Below are 17515 nucleotides of genomic sequence, written 5' to 3'. Positions count from 1 at the left end.
GGCGGAGGGGGTGGCGGCTCCGGCGGAGGGGGATGGTAGAGGCCAGAACAGCCAATCATTTAAGCAATGCTTGTTGCCTCATGATCTCCAACAGTTCCCATCTTTCGGCGATCCAGTCATTCATCGTCCGGATGCTTCGAGGTGGCGAAATGGCCACCCTGGTAGATCACGTCGGGATCGGTCGGCGTTTCCAACTTCATGTTCGCCAGCACGTCCGCCCGCCATCTGGCCGAGCTTTGGCGCGGCTTCCAGCCGAGGAAGGCGGCGGACGAGTTGTCCCACCACATCTCCTCGTTGTCGGATACCGCGTAGATGATCGTGTGGCCGACGCGGGGCGCCGTGAAGCCACGCTCGCACAGGTCGAAAAGATCCTCGACGCCGAGCCAGATCGCCTGCGTGCGCGGATTGATCGGCTTCGGGAAGCACCAGCCGATGCGGATCGACAGGCATTCCTGGCCGAATTTGTCGAAGTAGAGGCTGGCAATGCCCTCGCCGAACACCTTGGAGACGCCGTAGAGCGAATCCGGACGCACCGGCATGGACGGGTCGACGCGTTCATGGCGCGTGTAGAAGCCGGTGACATGGTTGGAACTGGCGAAGATGATGCGAGGCATATCGTGATGCCTCGCCGCCTCGAACAGATTGTAGACGCCGACGATGTTGCCGTTGAGGATGAGATCGAAAGGCTTTTCCAGCGAGATGCCGCCAAGATGGAGCACGCCGTCGACGCCGTCGAACAGCGCATCAACGTGTGCCCTGTCGCCGAGATCGCAGCGCCTGAAGGTTTCGTGCGGCGAAAGATCGCTGATCTCGGTGATGTCGGAGAGCACGACCCGTTCGGCCAGCCGGTGAAGCAGCGGCCGCAGGGATTTGCCCACTCCGCCCGCGGCCCCGGTCATCAGAAGCTTCTTCAGCAATGTCTTTCCTCAGTCCAGTATCGAAGGCAGCCACAGGGAAAGGGCCGGTACATATGTCGTCAAGGCCAGCGCCACGAGGATTGCGGCATAGAACGGCCAGATCGTCCTGACCGCCTGCTCGATCTTGACGCCGCCGATGGCGCAGCCGACGAAAAGGCAGGCGCCGACGGGCGGCGTGCACAATCCAAGGCCGAGATTCATCATCATGATGATGCCGAACTGGACCGGGTCCATGCCGATGTCCTTCACCACCGGCAGGAAGATCGGCGTGCAGATCAGGATGAGCGGCGCCATATCCATGATCATGCCGAGCACGAGCAGGACCAGATTGATCATCAGCAGGATGACGATCGGGTCGCTGGAGACCGACGTGACCAGCGCGGCGAGTGCATCGGGCACTTGGTAAAGGGCAAGCATGTAGCCGAAGGCGGAAGCGCAGCCGACGAGGATCATCACGAGCGCGGTGGTGCGCACGGAACTTGCCACGGCCGCCTTGAAAGAAGACCAGCTCAATTCCCGGTATACCAGCGCCGTCACGACCACGGCATAGATCGCTCCGAACGCGCCCGATTCGATGACCGTCATGACGCCGGAAAGCGTGCCGCCGACGATGATAACGGCCGTCAGCATCGCCGGGACCGACGCGGCGAAGCTGACGAGGAGCGTGCGCCACCCCGGAAACTTCTCAGCCGGATAGCCGCGCCGCACGGCCACGAGATAGGCCGCGATCGCCAGGCAGAGGCACATGACGACGCCGGGGATGATACCGCCCATGAATAGCTTCGACACCGAAATACTGCCGCCGGCGGCCACCACGTAGAGGATGATGTTGTGGCTCGGCGGCACCACGACGCCGGCGACCGACGAGGTCACCGTGACGTTCACGGCGTAGTCGGCGTCATAGCCCTTCTCCTTCATCACCGGCATGAGGATGGCACCCAACGCCGAGGTGTCGGCAACCGCCGAGCCGGAGATGCCGCCGAACAGCATGGAAGAGCCGACATCGACCAGGCCCAGACCGCCGCGGACGCTGCCAACGGCGGAGGCGACGAACCGCACCAGCCGATGCGCCGCGCCGCCATGGAGCATGAGTTCGCCGGCGAAGATGAAGAACGGGATGGCCAGCAGCGCATAGGCCGATATGCCGGCCACGATGCGCTGGAAGGCGACGAAGAGCGGTATTCCTTCATAGAGGAAGGCCCCGGCGGCGGCGATGCCGAGCGCGAAGGCGACCGGAACGCCAACGATCAGCGTCAGGAAGAAAAGGCCGAAGAGAATGGTCAGTCCCATGCGGGGCCTACTCCCGTTCCTGCCCGCCGTGGGCGATGCGCGTGACGATATTGCTCCCGGCAAAGAGGACCATCAGGGCGCCGCAGATGCCGAGCGGCAGGACCCGCCAGGCTTCGGCGACGTCGATCATCGGGATCAGGCGGTCGGTATTGTCGAGAAAAAGCGCATAGCCCTGCCAGGCCATGCATGCGCCGAAGACGACGATGAAGAGATCGGACAGATAACGCATGATCTCGCGCGGCACGAACGGCAGGCTTTCGCGGACGAAGTCGATGCTGAGATGCGTGTTGCGGCGGATGCCGACCGCCGCGCCGAGAAAGGTGATGTAGGAAATGAGAAGAAGCGAAAGCTGCTCCACCCAGGTCGGCGTGTCGTTCAGGACATAGCGGCCGTAGACCAGCCAGCCGAAGGCGACGACGACGATGACGAGCGCCAGGCCGGCGACCAGCATGCAGAGCCAGGCGATCCCGTCGAGCACACGGTCGATCATCGACGCGGGTATCCGCGGTCCCGGCGGTGTCGGTTCTCCTGTTTCATCACGGACATTGACCAAAGCCGCCGCTCCTCCGCGAACTTCCCCAATAAAGAGCCCCCGTCCACAATTTCTGCGTCCGGGGGCTCTGGCGTGGTTTCAGCCTATTTGACGGCCCGTATTTTCTCCACGACCTTCTGGAGGTCGGGATACTTTTTGTAGAACTTCGCATAGACGGGCTTCATCGCGTCCTGGAACGGGGTGAGGTCCTTGATCTCGTTGATCTTGGCACCGCCCTTGACGGCGTCCTGCTTGGCCTTGTCCGACGCCTTCGCCCACAATTCGCGCTGTTCCGCCTGGGCATCGAGCGCGGCCTGACGGACGATGCCTTGGGTCTTCGGGTCGAGCGCATCCCAGCTCTTCTTGGCAATGCATAAACATTCCGGGATGATCAAATGGTCGGTCGTCGAATAGTATTTAGCCACCTGATAGAGATTGAATTCGGTGTAGGAAGGATAGTTGTTCTCCGCGCCGTCCAGTACGCCGGTCGTCAGCGACTGGTAGATCGATCCCATCGGCATCGGGGTCGCGTTGCCACCCATCGCGTCGATCATGTCGACATAGAGCTGGTTGTCCATCACCCGGATTTTGAGGCCTTTGACGTCGGCCGGCGCCTTGATCGGATGCTTGTCGTTGAACATGCTGCGCGCGCCGGAATCGAACCAGGAAAGGACTACCAGCCCCTTCTTTTCGATGGCGTCTGCGAATTCCTTGCCGATCTTGCCGTCCATCACATGGTGCATCTGCTCTTCGCTCGAAAAGACGAAGGGCAGCGACAGCACATTGGTGATAGGGACGACCGGCCCCATCGGCCCGAGATTGAAATTGCCGAAATCAAGCGCGCCATTACGGGTCTGCTCGATGGCGTCCGGCTGGTCGCCGAGCACGGCGTTGTTGTAGACTTTGAGCGTCAGTTCACCGTTCGTCTTCCCGCCCACCGCCTTGGCGAAATCCTCGAGCGCGACGGTGTTCGCGTAGCCCGGTGCATGGATGTTCCACCCGCGCCAGTTCTTGGCGAAAGCGGAAGACGTTGCGGCAAGACAGAAGACGGCCGCGGCAAGCGCGGTCGTCCGCAGGAACGGTTTGGCGATTATCATGATTTCCTCCCTGAAATTTGAAAGCAGTGATCTAACTTGTAATACATCAAGATGGATGTCATCATACAATCGAGATACAAGCCGTCAATGCTTTTTCTATCGAAAGGCGACGCCACAGCTTTTCAATGGCGGAAATGGCCGCAAGAATGAGACGCAACAGGCGGAGGCATGAATTGAGCGGTGCTGATGTGGATCAGGATGCTCCAAACCACGGGGGCGCGCGGGCAAAGGCGCCGGCGCGCAGGAATCTGGTCGGCGTCGTCGGTGATGGTCTGCGAAGGCAGATCCTCAGCGGCGAACTCCGCCCCGGAGACAAGCTGCCGAGCGAAGCCGGCCTTACCCGGCAATTCAATGTAAGTCGGACGGTGATCCGTGAAGCCGTGGCGTCGCTGCGTGCGGACGGACTCGTTGAGGCCCGTCACGGGGTTGGCATTTTCGTGCTGAACAACCAGCCGCCGGTGTCCCATGGCTTCCAGAGCTTTGAAACGGCCCGGATTTCCTCGATTATCGAGGCGCTGGAGCTCAGAACGGCCGTCGAGATCGAGGCCGCGGGGCTTGCCGCATCACGTCGCTCTCCTGCCCAGGAGGAGGCCATCCACGAACGCTACGACGACCTCGCGGCACGGATCGCGGCGGGGCAGCCGACCATGGAAGCTGATTTCGCCTTTCATCTGGCGATTGCAGACGCCACCAACAATCCGCGCTTCCGTGAGTTCCTCGAGGTGATGGGGCGCAACGCCATTCCTCGAGCCTCGCTTCAAAGCGGCGACGCCGAGCATACGCCGGGCGACTATCTCCGGCAGATCCAGACCGAACACAGGCAGATCGCCGATGCCATCTCCGCCCGCGATGCGGAAGCGGCGCGCGAGGGAATCCGCACGCACCTGCAGGGAAGCCTGGTACGTTATCGCAAGCTCATTCGCGGCAGTTGACGAGAAGATCATATCTCTCGTTGACAGAGATATGATGCCTATTATGATCGTCGCCTGAACGATGCGTCTCGGGCGAAGGATCGTACAGTGTGATGGAACCACAAGAACTCAAGGCGGCACTCGGTGCCGGCCTGCTCTCCTTTCCCGTGACGCCTTTCGGAAGGGACGGAGCCTTTAACGGGAAAGCCTATGCCGATCATGTCGGCTGGCTGTCCGGCTTCAAGGCAAGCGTGCTTTTCGCAGCCGGCGGCACCGGCGAATTCTTCTCGCTGTCGCCGGAGGAAATCCCCGCCATCGTGCGTACGGCCAAGGAAGCGGCCAACGGCATACCGATCGTCTCGGGCTGCGGGTACGGCACGAGCATGGCGATCCAGTTGGCCAAAGCGGCGCAAAAGGCCGGCGCCGACGGTATCCTTCTGCTTCCGCATTATCTGATCGCCGCCAGCCAGGAAGGCCTCTATACCCATATAAAGGCCGTCTGCGACGCCGTCGAAATCGGCGTCATGGTCTACAATCGCGACAATTCCATCATCACGGCCGAGACGCTTGCAAGGTTGTGCGAGGCCTGCCCCAATCTCGTCGGCTTCAAGGACGGTTCGGGCGATATTGGTCTGGTGCGCCAGATCACCGCCACTCTTGGCGATCGCCTGACCTACCTCGGCGGCATGCCCACGGCGGAACTGTTCGCAGACGCCTATCTGGGCGCCGGCGTCACCACATATTCCTCGGCCGTCTTCAATTTCGTGCCGAAACTCGCGCAGGATTTCTATGCGGCGCTGCGCGGCGGCCAGCACGAACGCACGAACGCGATCCTGAGCGCGTTCTTCTACCCGTTCCTGAAAATTCGCAATCGCAGCAAGGGCTATGCGGTCTCCGCGATCAAGGCGGGCGTCCGGCTTGTCGGCTTCGACGCCGGCAACGTGCGAGCGCCGCTTACCGACCTTACCGCGGATGAAATGGATATGATGGCGGAGCTAATCGGGCCCTATCGCGCATGAGGATCGAGGCGGTCCGGACCTATCTGCTTGACCATAAGCTCGACCACGCTTTCGAGAGCGCTTCGATGTGTTTCGACCGGCGGCAGCACTGCCTTGTCGAAATCATATGCGAGGACGGCATCAGCGGTTGGGGCGAATGCCTCGGGCCGGCGCAGCCCAATGCGGCGGTGGTGAAGGCTTATGCGCCGGCACTCATCGGTCGCGACCCGCTGGAGACGGAAAAGCTCTGGAGCGAACTCTACAATCTCCTGCGCGACCAGGGACAGCGGGGGCTGACCATGACGGCGCTGTCGGGGATCGACATCGCTTTATGGGATATCAAGGGCAAGCGTTTCGGCGTACCGGTCTCGATGCTGCTCGGCGGTCGCTTCCGCGAGCATGTGCGCGCCTATGCGACCGGCGGCTTTCGCCGGGAAAGCGGCGATCGGGTAGCCGACATGGCCGCTGAAACCGCCGGCTATGTCCGCGAAGGTTTCCATGCGGTCAAGATCAAGATCGGCTTCGACGTAGAGGAGGACCTGCACGTCATCGCGGCCGTGCGGGAGGCGATCGGACCAGAGACACGTTTCATGATCGACGCCAATCACGGCTATGATGTGCTCGAGGCAATCGAACTCGGCAAGCGTGCCGACCGCTACGGGATCGACTGGTTCGAGGAGCCGGTGCTGCCGGAGCAGATTGGCGCTTATCATGCGGTGCGCGCCGGCCAGCCCTTGCCGGTCGCCGGCGGCGAGACATGGCATGGACGCTACGGCATGCGCGAGCCGTTGGGGACACGCGCCGTCGACATCCTTCAGCCGGACATTTGCGGTACCGGCGGCTTCAGCGAGATGCGGCGCGTGGCCGATATGGCGGCGATGCACGGCGTGCGTCTGGTGCCGCACGTATGGGGTACCGGCGTCGCGCTCGCCGCAGGCCTTCAATTCATGGCCGCGCTGCCGCCCGATCCGCCGCGCCGGGATCCGGTCGAACCGATCCTCGAATTCGACCGCACGTCGAACCCGTTCCGGCAAGCGGTGCTCGCCCGGCCGATCGAACATGAAGGCGGCGTCGTGGCCATCCCGGACGCGCCCGGTCTCGGCATAGAGATCAACCGCGACGCGCTCGCACAGTATGCTTTGAAGGAAGCATGATGAGCGAAATCCCCGTCAACACGCGTCCGCTCGACGGCATGCCGCCCAGGCTGAAAGCGCCGCCCGGCGCTACCGACTGCCACATGCATTTTTTCCTCGACGGGTTTTCCTCGCAGCCTGGCGGACCTCCGATCGCTGAACTGGCGACGATCGAAGACTATTCAGTCGTGCAGGAAAGGCTCGGGCTGGAGCGAACCGTCATCGTCCAGCCCAACGCATATCAATTCGACAATGGTGCAACGCTCGCCGCACTCGACCAGATCGGCAAGGAGAAGGCGCGTGCCGTTATCGCCGTCTCACCCGGGATGACCGTGGCGGAGATGGAAAGGCTCGACGCGCGCGGCGTGCGTGGCGCGCGCATCATGAATTTGCCGGGCGGAGCGGTGACGCTCGCGGAAATGAAACCCGTGGAAAGGCTAGCGCGCGAGGTTGGATGGCATCTCATCGTCCAGTTCAACGGGAATGAAATCGAAGAACATCTCGACGCCCTGAACTCGATCGAAACGGATTACGTCATCGACCATGTCGGCAAGTTCATGCCGCCGGTTTCCGCCGATAGCGGCCAAGTCGATGAAATCCTCCGCCTCCTCGATCGCGGCAACGCCTGGTTCAAGATCTGCGGTTGTTACGAAACGAGCCTGACCGGCGGCCCGGAATTTTCCGACGTGGCAGCGATCGCCCGGCGCGTTATCGCTCATGCGCCTGAGCGCATCCTCTGGGGCTCGAATTGGCCGCATGTCGGAGTGGCACGCGGTGCGTATCCGGACGATGCTGCATTGCTTGACCTTCTCGCTGACTGGGCGTCGGCGGACACGGTCGGTAAGATCCTCGTCGACAACCCGGCCCAGCTTTACGGGTTCGGTTCGGGCTGACGGGGGGATGCATAATGAATGATCCAAGAAGGTCGCGTGTTTTAGCCTCGCGGAGGTATCTCTCATGTCAGTTAGTCTTTCCGGAAAAATCGCCTTCGTAACAGGTGGCGCGATCGGTATTGGTCGCGAGATCGCTCTGGAGTTGGCTCGCTCCGGTGCCAATGTCGCCGTCACCTGGTTTTCCCATGAGCAAGAAGGGCAGACGATCGTCGCGGAGATCGAAAGGCTCGGCCGCCGCTGCCTAGGCTTCCGGCTCGATGCGACGAAGAGCGCCGACGTGACGGCTGCCGTCGACCGCATCGCCACCGAATTCGGCGGTCTCGACATTCTCGTGAACAATTCCGGCGGGCTGCTTGCCCGGCAGGAAATTGCGGGAATGTCGGACGAACACTGGCACAACGTCTTAGCCGTCAATCTCGACAGCACGTTCTATTGTTGCCGGGCGGCCGCCGCACATCTCCGCAACAACGGACGCATCATCAATATCGCATCGCTTGCCGGCCATAACGGCGGAGGCAATGGCAGCGCGGCCTATGCAGCTTCCAAGTCCGCAATGTTCGGCCTTACTCGTGGCTTGGCAAAGGAACTGGCTCGACACGGCATCACGGTCAATGCACTTGCACCCGGCCTCATCCTCGATACGCCGTTTCACGAAAATTTCACGCCCAAGGAAGCACAGAACGCGACGATCGCCGGCATTCCGATGGGCCGCGCAGGGTATCCGCCGGATGTGGCATCCGCAGCGTTGTGGCTGTGCTCGGAGGGCGCCAGTTGGATCACAGGTGAGATCATCAACATAAATGGCGGCCAGTATTTCGTCTGAGGTGGTAAGAGGCTGGGGATTTCGTTTAATATCGGCCGCTCTGGGGCCGTTACCGGACTGTCCGGTTCCGGGCGTGGTTAGCGGATAACCATCGTTCAGCAAGCGACTGCTTCGTCGCCGTTTGGCTCGATGCTGTCATTGCCCAAAACTTGCCGTTCGTTCGGGCCTCAATTGCCGGCTTGAACCTGGCCGAGCATAGACCTTCCGCTTACCAGGCATCGATTTTCAGAAGCAGACCAATATGTCCCGGCCGACATCGCCGCCTGACCCGCGGATGCCCCTCTAAGATGGCGAATGATGGCGCGAGCCGGTGAATATGAAGACGTGCAGAATCTATGCACGCTATTCAGGCAGGCCGGCAATATTTAGCGCATCACCAAGGCATTCCGCGAGCGCCGGGGCGCAATCTACGGCCGAGAACTGTCGGCCGTAGCGAAACGTTGGATGCAGTTCACGGACACGCGCGGCGGCGGCCCTCGCTTCGTCCAGTCGGCCAAGTTTGACCAGCGCAGCGGCCAATTGCACATAAGTGATGCTATGTGCCGGATTGGCGTGAACGGACTTGTAGGCAGCACGACAGGCTTCTTCGTAACGGCCATGCAGCAAATGGCTCATGGCTTGCGCATCAAATGCGGCCCAAGCCCAAGAATCGAAGGGGCTCAGCCGCATACCCTGCTCGCTCCATTCTAAGGCGCGTTCGGCTTCGCCCGCCCATCCGAGAACGACGCTGCCAAGTATGTAGGTCAGCGCCGACGACGGGCTGATGGCGAGGGCGGCTTCCAATGCCGTGAATGCAGCGGCGCGATCGTGCGCATCCATTCCGATGGAGAATCCAGCCCATGTCAGGGCGAGCGCGTCGTCTTGTCCATGGACGATGGCCGATCTGGCGTGGCGGATCGAAGCGGCACGGTTGGTTTCCTGTAGGCCGGCGCGAAGGAACAGGCAGTGGTGACACATCGCGGCATTGCCGTGCGCTAGTGCATAAGCAGGCTCGAGGGCGATCGCGCGATCCAGCAGCGCCAATGCTCTCGTTACTTGCTCCGGCATGCCTGAATCGACATCGGGCTGGGCGCGCAGCACGAGATCGTAGGCATCGAGACTGTCAGGGCGCTTCCGCCTGACGCGTTCGATTTCCGCTTTCCGCAAGCTCGGCGCAATCGCGCCCACTACAGACAGCGCGATCTCGTCTTGGAGCGCAAAAATATCATAGGAACTGCGGTCGTAGCGCTCTGCCCAAACGTGAGTGCCGGTTGAAGCGTCGATCATCTGGCCGGTCACGCGCACGCTGTCGCCGGCCCTCCGGACGCTGCCTTCCAGGACATAGCAAACACCAAGCTCACGGCCGACCTGCTTCATGTCCACGGCGCGGCCCTTGTAAGTGAAGGACGAATTGCGTGCTATGACGAAAAGCCAATTGATGCGCGCGAGACCCGTTATGATGTCGTCGACCATCCCATCGGCGAAGTATTCTTGCTCCGGATCGCCGCTCAGGTTCGAGAATGGCAGAACGGCGATGGATGGTTTGTCAGGTAACGCCGGGGCGGACGCCGCTCGGGCAGCGACCGACGCGTCGGGAACATTGGTGGCAACGGCCGGTCCTATATAGCGATAGCCGCGGCGCGGCAGGGTTTCGATCCAGCTCTCAGCATCCGCCGCTTCAGCCAGCACCCGGCGCAAGGCTGCGATCTGAACCGTTAGATTGTTATCGGCGACCGCCAATCCGCCCCAGGCGGCCTCGACCAGCGCATCCTTGGACACCGGTACGCCGGCGTTTTCGAGCAGCCGGCACAGCAACGCCACCGCACGTTGCCCTAGCATGGTCGGCTCGGTCCCCCGGTATAGAATGCCCACCTCCGCATCGAGGCGGAACGGGCCAAACTGGTAGAGGTCGCTCGCGACTGTCATTCGATGATTTTAGCAGATATTTGGGAACAAATTCACGACTTCCCGGCGCCGACGGCAGATCTTGGAGACGTGCTTGCAAAAGCAGGCACCTGGCCGAAGGAGGATCAAATGACCGCCGACGTCGTCATTCGCATGCCCGATGAGAGGAAGGGGGTTATGCTGCGGGGACACCCTATGGTTTTCCTCGTCACCGGCGAAAATACCAGACACACAAGCATGTTCGACTGGACGATCCCGGCGGGGTTCGCCACCGGGCGGCACGTTCACCGGGTGCAGGAGGAGACTTTCTACCTGCTTGAGGGCGAGTGTGAGTGGCATGTCGATGATAGAACGATCCGCGCAACGCCCGGAACCTATCTGTTCATCCCGCCGGGGGTGCCGCACAACATCACGAATATCAGCGAAAAGCCGGCTCGCGTGCTAATGACCGTCTCGCCGCCCGGGCATGAGCATTATTTTGAAGAACTCGCCAAACTGGCGGCACAGGGTGCGCCAGATTCAAAAGCGCTCGCCGAATTACGAAACCGCTACGACACCAATCAGCTCTCGACTTTGACAACACGTGCGTAGGTACGAGTGACGAAAAGCCGTCCGACCTAACCGCGGTCTCTGGTTATGTCGGCGGCGCGAATCGTCGTCGATTCGTCGCCGGGGACTATAACTTAGTCCGGAATGGTCAACGCCCAGCAATCAGGGATGGCTAGTCTAGCCGCCGGTCAAGACGGTCGCCGCGACAGACTGTCAACTACGGTTAGATTCCGATCGTAATAGGTGCCGCTAGTATTGGACGGACGAGAACCACGAGCGGTGCGCGGAACGGGTACGCTTCTTGGAGGCGTCCTCACCTGTCCCAGGGTGGCACCTCACCGAAGCGGTCGGCGAGGAGCCCGACGAAGCTGCGGACCTTGGCGGAAAGGTGCCGCCGTGAGGGATACACCGCATGGATGGAGCGCCCCACCGGCTTGAAGCCCGGCATCAGCGGCTCCAGGCGTCCGGAACGGATGTCCTCTCCGACCAGGAATGTCGGGCACAGGATGATGCCAGCGCCCCTGAGCGCGGCATCGCGCAAGATTTGGCCGTTCGTTGCCGTCATGCGCGCCGGAACTTTCACAGTCACGTCCGCCTCTGGTCCCTCGAAACGCCAGTTTCCACCATCCGCACGCAACGCATAGTCTAGACAATCATGTTTGGTGAGGTCCGAAGGCTTCATGGGCCGCCCATGTCTCGCCAGATAGGCTGACGACGCACAGACGATCTCGCGAGACGGTGCGATCCGGCGGGCGATCAGATTCGAATCCTTGAGCGGAGCAATACGTACCGCGACATCGAAACCTTCATCGACCATGTCAACGACGCGATCATCCAGGACGAGTTCAATTGAGACCTCCGGATACATTGCGAGATAATCCGCGAAGATCGAGCCGAGATGAAGGGCGCCGAAGGAGATCGGGGCGCTGACACGCAGCACTCCGCTTGGACGCACCATGTTCTCCGCCATGCTCGTCCGGACCTCCTCTACATCCTCCAGTATGCGCAGGCTGCGCTCGTAAACCGAGGCGCCAGCTTCGGTCAGGCTGATACGACGTGTCGTCCGGTTGAGCAGACGTGCGCCGAGCCACTCTTCCAGCAATTGCACATGCTTGCTTACGGCCGCCGGTGAGAGTCGCATCTGTCGGGCCGCCTGCGCAAAGCTTCCTTCGCCGACGACCTTCGCGAATACGGTCATGCTGGTGAGGCGGTCCATCTTCCGCTCCATTATTCACGTCTTGTGAATTCACTATGCCCAGATAGCTCAATTCTCAATCACACTCAGACAAATTACCTGAACCCACGCCGGAACGTCGCCGATGCCGGGTCACATACCTGGCTGCGGGTCCGAACCTAACGACGAGGGAAAGATGTCTGTTCTGTCCAACACGTCTCCTTTTGAATCGGTCTCGCCGGTGCGGTGGCTTCTGCCGCTCGGTCTGCTGACCTTTCTGGGATTTCTCGCGATTGGTCTCCCGCTTGCCGTCGTCCCGGGCCAGGTTCACGGCACTCTCGGATTCAGCGCGTCTTTGGTTGGACTGGCGATGGGTGCGCAATCGGTTGCGACACTTTTCACCCGGCAATATGCCGGCAATATCGCCGACGCAAAAGGAGCCCGCAGCGCTGTGTTCAAAGGCCTTCTGGTCTGCGCGCTGTCCTGCGTCATCTATCTTGCCTCGGTTTGGTTTGTGGCCATACCGCCGTTCAGCCTCGCGATATTGCTAGCAGGACGCGTGCTTCTGGGTCTCGGCGAGAGTCTGCTGATTACAGCGTCCATGGCCTGGGGCATTGGACTTCTCGGTCCGCAGCATAGCGGTCGGGTCATCGCATGGTCCGGCATTGCCATGTACGGCGCGATGGCGATCGGTGCGCCGGTAGGCGTTCTGATCGAGGATGCGTTTGGTTTTGCGGGCGTTTCGCTGGCAGCAGGGCTTGCGCCCCTCGCCGCCACGCCATTCATTTTGCTATTGAGGCCTGTTCAACCGAGCGCTCGACCGAGGCTTCCGTTCCTCAAAGTCGTCCGGATGGTTTGGCTGCCGGGAATGGGCGTGACGCTGGCGACATTCGGCTTCGCTCTCCTTATCGCGTTCGTCACCCTTCTCTTCGCTGAAAAACGATGGGAAGGTGCTGCCTGGGCGCTGACTATTTTCGGTGTCGGCTACATCCTCGTGCGACTGCTCTTCGCCCGAATGCCCGATCGCTTTGGCGGCGCCAAGGTAGCTGCGGTGTCGCTGGCGATAGAAGCCGTCGGCCAGGTTTTACTCTGGCGTGCCGAAACCCCGGAGATGGCGTTCATAGGCGCCGGCCTTACAGGCATCGGCTATTCGCTCGTGCTGCCCGGTTTCGGCGTCGAAGTGGTTCGCCGTGTTCCGGCTCAGAACCGCGGTGGCGCGCTCGGAGCCTTCGTTGCCTTTTGGGATCTCACCATGGGTATTGCTGCCCCGCTTTCAGGCGTGGTTGTCGCAAGCGAAGGATATTCAGCGGTGTATCTCGTCGGCGTTTGCGGAGCAGCGCTTGGGGTGATCGTCGCTCTGATCTTGAAAGCCAGCGCGGCTGAGAAGTCCGTGCCGTAATCAAGCCTCCTCGCACGGACGACAGTTTCATAGTTGCCCTTCGGCAAGCGACCTTATTATGACCGTCTATCGTTATGAATGTTTCGAGATTTTCGCGACAGCGGTGACAATTAATAGACCATCCCATCTGTCCAGCAGAAGATTAAGCATAGCTAGAGAGCCTGATGCCACCTTCTTCAAAAAAGCTAGTCCTACGAGCGTTGGCAGGAGAGCGGACTGAACGACCCCCGATCTGGCTAATGCGCCAGGCAGGCCGTTACTTGCCGGAATACCATGTCACGCGGGAAGCCGCTGGAGGCATGCTGAGTTTGTGTAACTCGCCTCAATATGCTGCGGAGGTCACGCTCCAACCGATCCGGCGCTTTCAACTTGACGCTGCCATCCTGTTCGCCGATCTCCCGCAACTCGCGGCGGCACTTGGGCAGACTCTTGAGTATCGCGAAGGCGACGGTCCTGTCCTAAGCCCGCCAATCCGTTCCTCCGATGACATCCAGCAGCACTTGAGCCTATCGCGTCTCCATGAGGAGTTGGCTCCAATCTACGAGACGGTTCGGCTGCTGTCGGCGTGCCTTCCCTCAGAAGTCGCTCTCATCGGTTACGCTGGTGCGCCGTGGACGGTGGCCACATACATGGTCGAAGGTCGGGGTGGAGGCGAGTCCGATCATGCGATCATCAAGCAATGGGCGCTGAGCGATCCGAATGGATTTCAACCGCTCATCGACATGCTGACCATTGCGACAACCCAGTTCTTGGAGCGGCAAATCGAAGCTGGAGCCGAAGCAATACAAATATTCGAGAGTTGGGCCGGGATATTGCCAGAGCCTTTCTTCCGGCGCTGGTGTGTTCAACCTGTCGCTAATATTATTGAGGCACTTCGACAGAAACATCCTCATATACCTGTCATCGCTTTCCCCAGAGCCGCAGGCCTCTTATACCAGGAGTATGCTCAGGCTACCCATGCTAACTGCATTGGGCTCGATAGCACCGTCCCATTGGGCTGGGCCTCCGAGACCATTCAGCGAAGGCTAGGTCGCTGCATCCAGGGTAACCTCGACCCGCAATTGTTGGTTGTTGGAGGGCAGGCGCTGGCTGCCGACGCTGAACGCATTCTTCGTCATGCGAGCGAAGGGCCGTTCATTTTCAACCTCGGGCACGGTATTCTAAAGACGACGCAACCCGAACACGTCACAGCACTGGTTCGCCAGGTGAGGGCTTGGCGTTCGTAGCAGCTCTCGCCTCTCCCTCATGAAGTCACGGAACCCCAAGTTCTGCGACAATATCATCGGAGCTGATTTTCCTGGTGACGGAAGGCCCGATGATCGCGGACGGCGGTATGTCCGTTCGGCTGACATAGAGACATCAATCCTACCCGCGCGGTTGCATCCACCACGCGGGACAAAAGCCGCCATTCGTAGCCGCTATTTCAGCGGCAGGAACAATTCCACGACTACTTCATGCGCTGGCACTTCCGGGATGAGGGCGAGCCGGCGCTGACAATAGATCGGGAAGTCGCGTACTTCCTCGCCGCTGTCCGGGAGCCAATCGCGATAGAGATAGAGCGCGGCGGGCTCGAGATTGTTGGTGTTGCCGGGATAGCGCAGCACCGCGCAGCGTCCGCCAGGGATCATGCCGGCCTTCATCCCCTCGTCGTTCGCCTCGACCGGCTGATCGGTCCCGACGCACAGGTCCATGCTGTAGTCGGCCGGGTTCGCGGGGCACCTCTCGGATCGAAAGACCATGAAGCTGGAGCGGCCTGTCTCGGGCGACAGGTCTGCTGTCTTACACCACGCCTTGAAGCGCTCGATGGTCGTGCCGAGCATTGCCCGGTCGCCCCGATGCTCCATGATCGCCACCGGTGTCGGGGGTATGTCGCGGATGGTCACGTCGTCGGGAGTAAAGATGATCTGCATGAGCTTGTTCCTTGCGTTGTCCAGAGGCCCGAAGGCGGCAAGCCACGGCACCCAGTCGGGCGATTTCCGGAACGACGAAGGCGACTGCCCGAACCGTTGCCGAAAGGCGCGGGCGAAGGCATCGGGAGCATCGTAACCGGCATCCATAGCTATGTCCGTGACGCTTTCGGCGTCGTTCCAGGCCAATTGGCGCGACGCGCGCCTCATACGGGCCAATTGGACATAGCGATGGACGGACAATCCGAAGGTCGCCGCAAACTGCCGGTGAAAATGAAACTTCGAGAAGGCGGCGAGCCGGCTCAGCGTTTCCAGATCCAGATCGCCGTCGAGATGCCGGTCGATATGATCCAGAACCCGTTGCATCCGGACATGGTAGTTCTGAAGCGCCGCCTTCATCGTTTCGTTCTCCATGGCAGCCCCATCTAGCGGTTCAGGACCATGACACGCTCGACCGATCTTGCGGTTTCGGCGGATCGTGTATGGTTCTAACCATGGATCGCCAACGTCCCTACCGCCGCTGCAATCAGAGCGACGGCGCCCGGCAGATGGCTCCATTCGCGACAACGGATCAGCGTCATCGCCGCGGCCGACAAGATCACGATACTGCCTGTTGCGCCGGCCCACCATGTAGCCGGCACCAACAGCAGCAATCCTGCCACCACCTCGAGCCCGCCTGTCACCCGATGAAAACCGGCTGGATAGCCCCAACGCACAAAGGAGTCGCGGACTGACTGGGGGCCGACGAAGTTGACCGTGCCGGCCCCGATCATCACGACACCGAGGGCGATCGGAAGCCCGACCGCGAAGAGTTTGACTACCGACATAGGATGACCCTCATGCTGCCGACTGCCTGGGTCCGCCGTGCGTACCCGGCTGGCCAAGCGGCGTCAGGGCGCCGATCTGGGTGAAGATGTCGAGGGTATTGAGTTCGTCCCAATGCTCGATGAAGCGTCCATCCTCCACACGCCAGATATCGATCGAACGCATGGCGAAGGCATTGCCTGTCGCGGGATAGCCAAGGAAGTCGCCCGTGTGCGTCCCCTCGTAGCGGTAGCGGCCCACCAGACGTGAGCCATCCGCTGAGACGAAGACGTCTTCGGCGTATACCTTCAGGTCCGGTACGCCTGCGATGATCGTGCCGAAGGCCGTCTTGACGCCGTCTCGCCCGGGTTCTGCAAAGGCATTGTGGTTCACATAGTCGGGTGCGACGATCTCATCGAAGCGCGATACGTCGTGACCGGACACGATTTCGGCGAAGAGGTGGCCGAGGGATACAAGATCGGTTGACATTGAGGTCTCCTATATTAAACGAGACTAATTAGTCTCGTAACAGCATATAGCGAGACCAACCAGTCTCGTAAAGGACCACTTATGACAACCTCCACCTCATCGCGACCCGGACGCGCCCTCGACCCCGCCAAGCGCGCGGCGATCCTCGAAGGCGCACGCGCCGTCTTCATGCGCGAGGGGTTCGCGCAGGGTTCGATGGACGCGGTCGCCGCCGAAGCCGGCGTGGGTAAGCAGACCATCTATCGCCACTTCCGGTCGAAGGAGGCGCTGGTCGAAGCGCTGGTCGAAGCGATGTGCGCGCCGGAGGTCGTCCGGCCGCCGACAAGGTTCCTGCCGGCCGGACAGCGGCTTCGCGAACTGCTGCTGACGTTCGTGGCCGGCGTTACCAGCCCGGACAGCGTCCGGCTCTACCGCGCCATCGTCGCCGAGGCCGAGCGGATGCCGGGCCTGGGGCGCTTGTTCTGGGAGGCTGGACCGCGCCAAGTCCGGGTCGCAATCGCACAGCTATGGGCCGAGGAGCACGATGCTGCGACCGCGCCTGTCGTCGCCGAACAACTCGTCCAACTGGCGCTGGGCGACGCGTACCAGGAACTGGTCCTGGGAACCGGGTCGCCCAAACCCGAGGTCTTCGGGCATCAGATCGATGCGGCGCTGACGCTCTGGGAGTGGCGTCACGCCAGCGTCGCGATCGGAAGGGCAGCTTTCCCGGCATAGT

At 61.1% G+C, this 17515-nt stretch carries 18 protein-coding genes; 9 read left to right on the top strand and 9 right to left on the bottom strand.

The window, feature by feature from the left end:
* Positions 1–116 precede the first annotated feature (116 nt).
* The 4 genes from RBH77_RS09605 to RBH77_RS09590 all read right to left on the bottom strand — a co-directional run bounded on the left by RBH77_RS09605 (position 117) and on the right by RBH77_RS09590 (position 3836).
* Positions 117–917, bottom strand: a complete 801-nt coding sequence (locus RBH77_RS09605; RefSeq protein WP_311031899.1) for an NAD-dependent epimerase/dehydratase family protein — start codon at positions 915–917, stop codon at positions 117–119.
* Between the two features lie 9 nt (positions 918–926).
* The gene (locus tag RBH77_RS09600) at positions 927–2207 is read right to left on the bottom strand and encodes a TRAP transporter large permease (protein ID WP_311031898.1); all 1281 of its coding nucleotides are present in this window, start codon (positions 2205–2207) and stop codon (positions 927–929) included.
* Between the two features lie 7 nt (positions 2208–2214).
* Positions 2215–2697 carry a TRAP transporter small permease gene (locus RBH77_RS09595; protein ID WP_311031897.1) on the bottom strand — a complete coding sequence of 161 codons (483 nt, stop codon included), beginning with the start codon at positions 2695–2697 and terminating at the stop codon, positions 2215–2217.
* Positions 2698–2843: 146 nt separating this feature from the next.
* Positions 2844–3836, bottom strand: a complete 993-nt coding sequence (locus RBH77_RS09590) for a TRAP transporter substrate-binding protein (RefSeq protein ID WP_311031896.1) — start codon at positions 3834–3836, stop codon at positions 2844–2846.
* Between the two features lie 173 nt (positions 3837–4009).
* Here RBH77_RS09590 and RBH77_RS09585 point away from each other — a divergent pair, with 173 nt between their 5' ends.
* From RBH77_RS09585 to RBH77_RS09565, 5 genes are all read left to right on the top strand, one after another.
* Positions 4010–4768, top strand: coding sequence for a FadR/GntR family transcriptional regulator (locus RBH77_RS09585; protein ID WP_311031895.1), 759 nt, complete (start codon positions 4010–4012; stop codon positions 4766–4768).
* Positions 4769–4860: 92 nt separating this feature from the next.
* Positions 4861–5766: a 5-dehydro-4-deoxyglucarate dehydratase gene (gene kdgD / locus RBH77_RS09580; RefSeq protein WP_311031894.1), complete on the top strand. Its 906-nt coding sequence runs from the start codon at positions 4861–4863 to the stop codon at positions 5764–5766.
* Complete coding sequence (locus RBH77_RS09575) at positions 5763–6899, top strand: mandelate racemase/muconate lactonizing enzyme family protein (RefSeq protein WP_311031893.1); 1137 nt, start codon at positions 5763–5765, stop codon at positions 6897–6899. Before kdgD ends, RBH77_RS09575 begins: the two co-directional genes overlap by 4 nt.
* Positions 6899–7771: an amidohydrolase family protein gene (locus RBH77_RS09570; RefSeq protein WP_311031892.1), complete on the top strand. Its 873-nt coding sequence runs from the start codon at positions 6899–6901 to the stop codon at positions 7769–7771. Before RBH77_RS09575 ends, RBH77_RS09570 begins: the two co-directional genes overlap by 1 nt.
* Positions 7772–7835: 64 nt before the next feature.
* A complete protein-coding gene (locus tag RBH77_RS09565) occupies positions 7836–8594 on the top strand; it encodes an SDR family NAD(P)-dependent oxidoreductase (protein WP_311031891.1) in 759 nt (252 codons plus the stop codon).
* A gap of 342 nt (positions 8595–8936) precedes the next feature.
* On the opposite strand, the gene RBH77_RS09560 is transcribed toward RBH77_RS09565, so the two are convergent.
* Positions 8937–10499, bottom strand: coding sequence for a winged helix-turn-helix domain-containing tetratricopeptide repeat protein (locus RBH77_RS09560; protein WP_311031890.1), 1563 nt, complete (start codon positions 10497–10499; stop codon positions 8937–8939).
* A 108-nt stretch (positions 10500–10607) separates the two neighbouring features.
* On the opposite strand from RBH77_RS09560, the gene RBH77_RS09555 reads away from it, so the two are divergent.
* Positions 10608–11069 carry a cupin domain-containing protein gene (locus RBH77_RS09555; RefSeq protein WP_311032490.1) on the top strand — a complete coding sequence of 154 codons (462 nt, stop codon included), beginning with the start codon at positions 10608–10610 and terminating at the stop codon, positions 11067–11069.
* Positions 11070–11340: 271 nt separating this feature from the next.
* Here the strand turns inward: RBH77_RS09555 and RBH77_RS09550 are convergent, their stop codons facing one another.
* On the bottom strand, positions 11341–12243 hold the full coding sequence (locus tag RBH77_RS09550) for a LysR family transcriptional regulator (protein WP_311031889.1): 903 nt from the start codon (positions 12241–12243) through the stop codon (positions 11341–11343).
* Positions 12244–12397: 154 nt separating this feature from the next.
* On the opposite strand from RBH77_RS09550, the gene RBH77_RS09545 reads away from it, so the two are divergent.
* Positions 12398–13600 (top strand): MFS transporter, encoded by a 1203-nt coding sequence (locus tag RBH77_RS09545; RefSeq protein WP_311031888.1) that lies wholly within the window; start codon positions 12398–12400, stop codon positions 13598–13600.
* Between the two features lie 164 nt (positions 13601–13764).
* The gene (gene hemE / locus RBH77_RS09540) at positions 13765–14826 is read left to right on the top strand and encodes a uroporphyrinogen decarboxylase (RefSeq protein ID WP_311031887.1); all 1062 of its coding nucleotides are present in this window, start codon (positions 13765–13767) and stop codon (positions 14824–14826) included.
* A 192-nt stretch (positions 14827–15018) separates the two neighbouring features.
* Here the strand turns inward: hemE and RBH77_RS09535 are convergent, their stop codons facing one another.
* From RBH77_RS09535 to RBH77_RS09525, 3 genes are all read right to left on the bottom strand, one after another.
* A complete protein-coding gene (locus tag RBH77_RS09535; RefSeq protein WP_311032489.1) occupies positions 15019–15906 on the bottom strand; it encodes an AraC family transcriptional regulator in 888 nt (295 codons plus the stop codon).
* A gap of 89 nt (positions 15907–15995) precedes the next feature.
* Entirely contained in the window at positions 15996–16334 is a 339-nt protein-coding gene (locus RBH77_RS09530) for a DoxX family protein (protein ID WP_311031886.1), read from the bottom strand.
* A gap of 10 nt (positions 16335–16344) precedes the next feature.
* Complete coding sequence (locus RBH77_RS09525) at positions 16345–16800, bottom strand: ester cyclase (RefSeq protein ID WP_311031885.1); 456 nt, start codon at positions 16798–16800, stop codon at positions 16345–16347.
* An 81-nt stretch (positions 16801–16881) separates the two neighbouring features.
* Between RBH77_RS09525 and RBH77_RS09520 the strand changes: the two genes are divergently transcribed.
* Entirely contained in the window at positions 16882–17514 is a 633-nt protein-coding gene (locus RBH77_RS09520; protein ID WP_311031884.1) for a TetR/AcrR family transcriptional regulator, read from the top strand.
* The last annotated feature ends 1 nt before the right edge of the window (position 17515 follow it).

Source organism: Mesorhizobium koreense (assembly GCF_031656215.1).
GTDB classification, from domain to species: Bacteria; Pseudomonadota; Alphaproteobacteria; order Rhizobiales; family Rhizobiaceae; genus Mesorhizobium_L; species Mesorhizobium_L koreense.
Note: the sequence above shows the minus strand (reverse complement) of the source record. Positions and strands in the feature narration are given on the sequence as shown.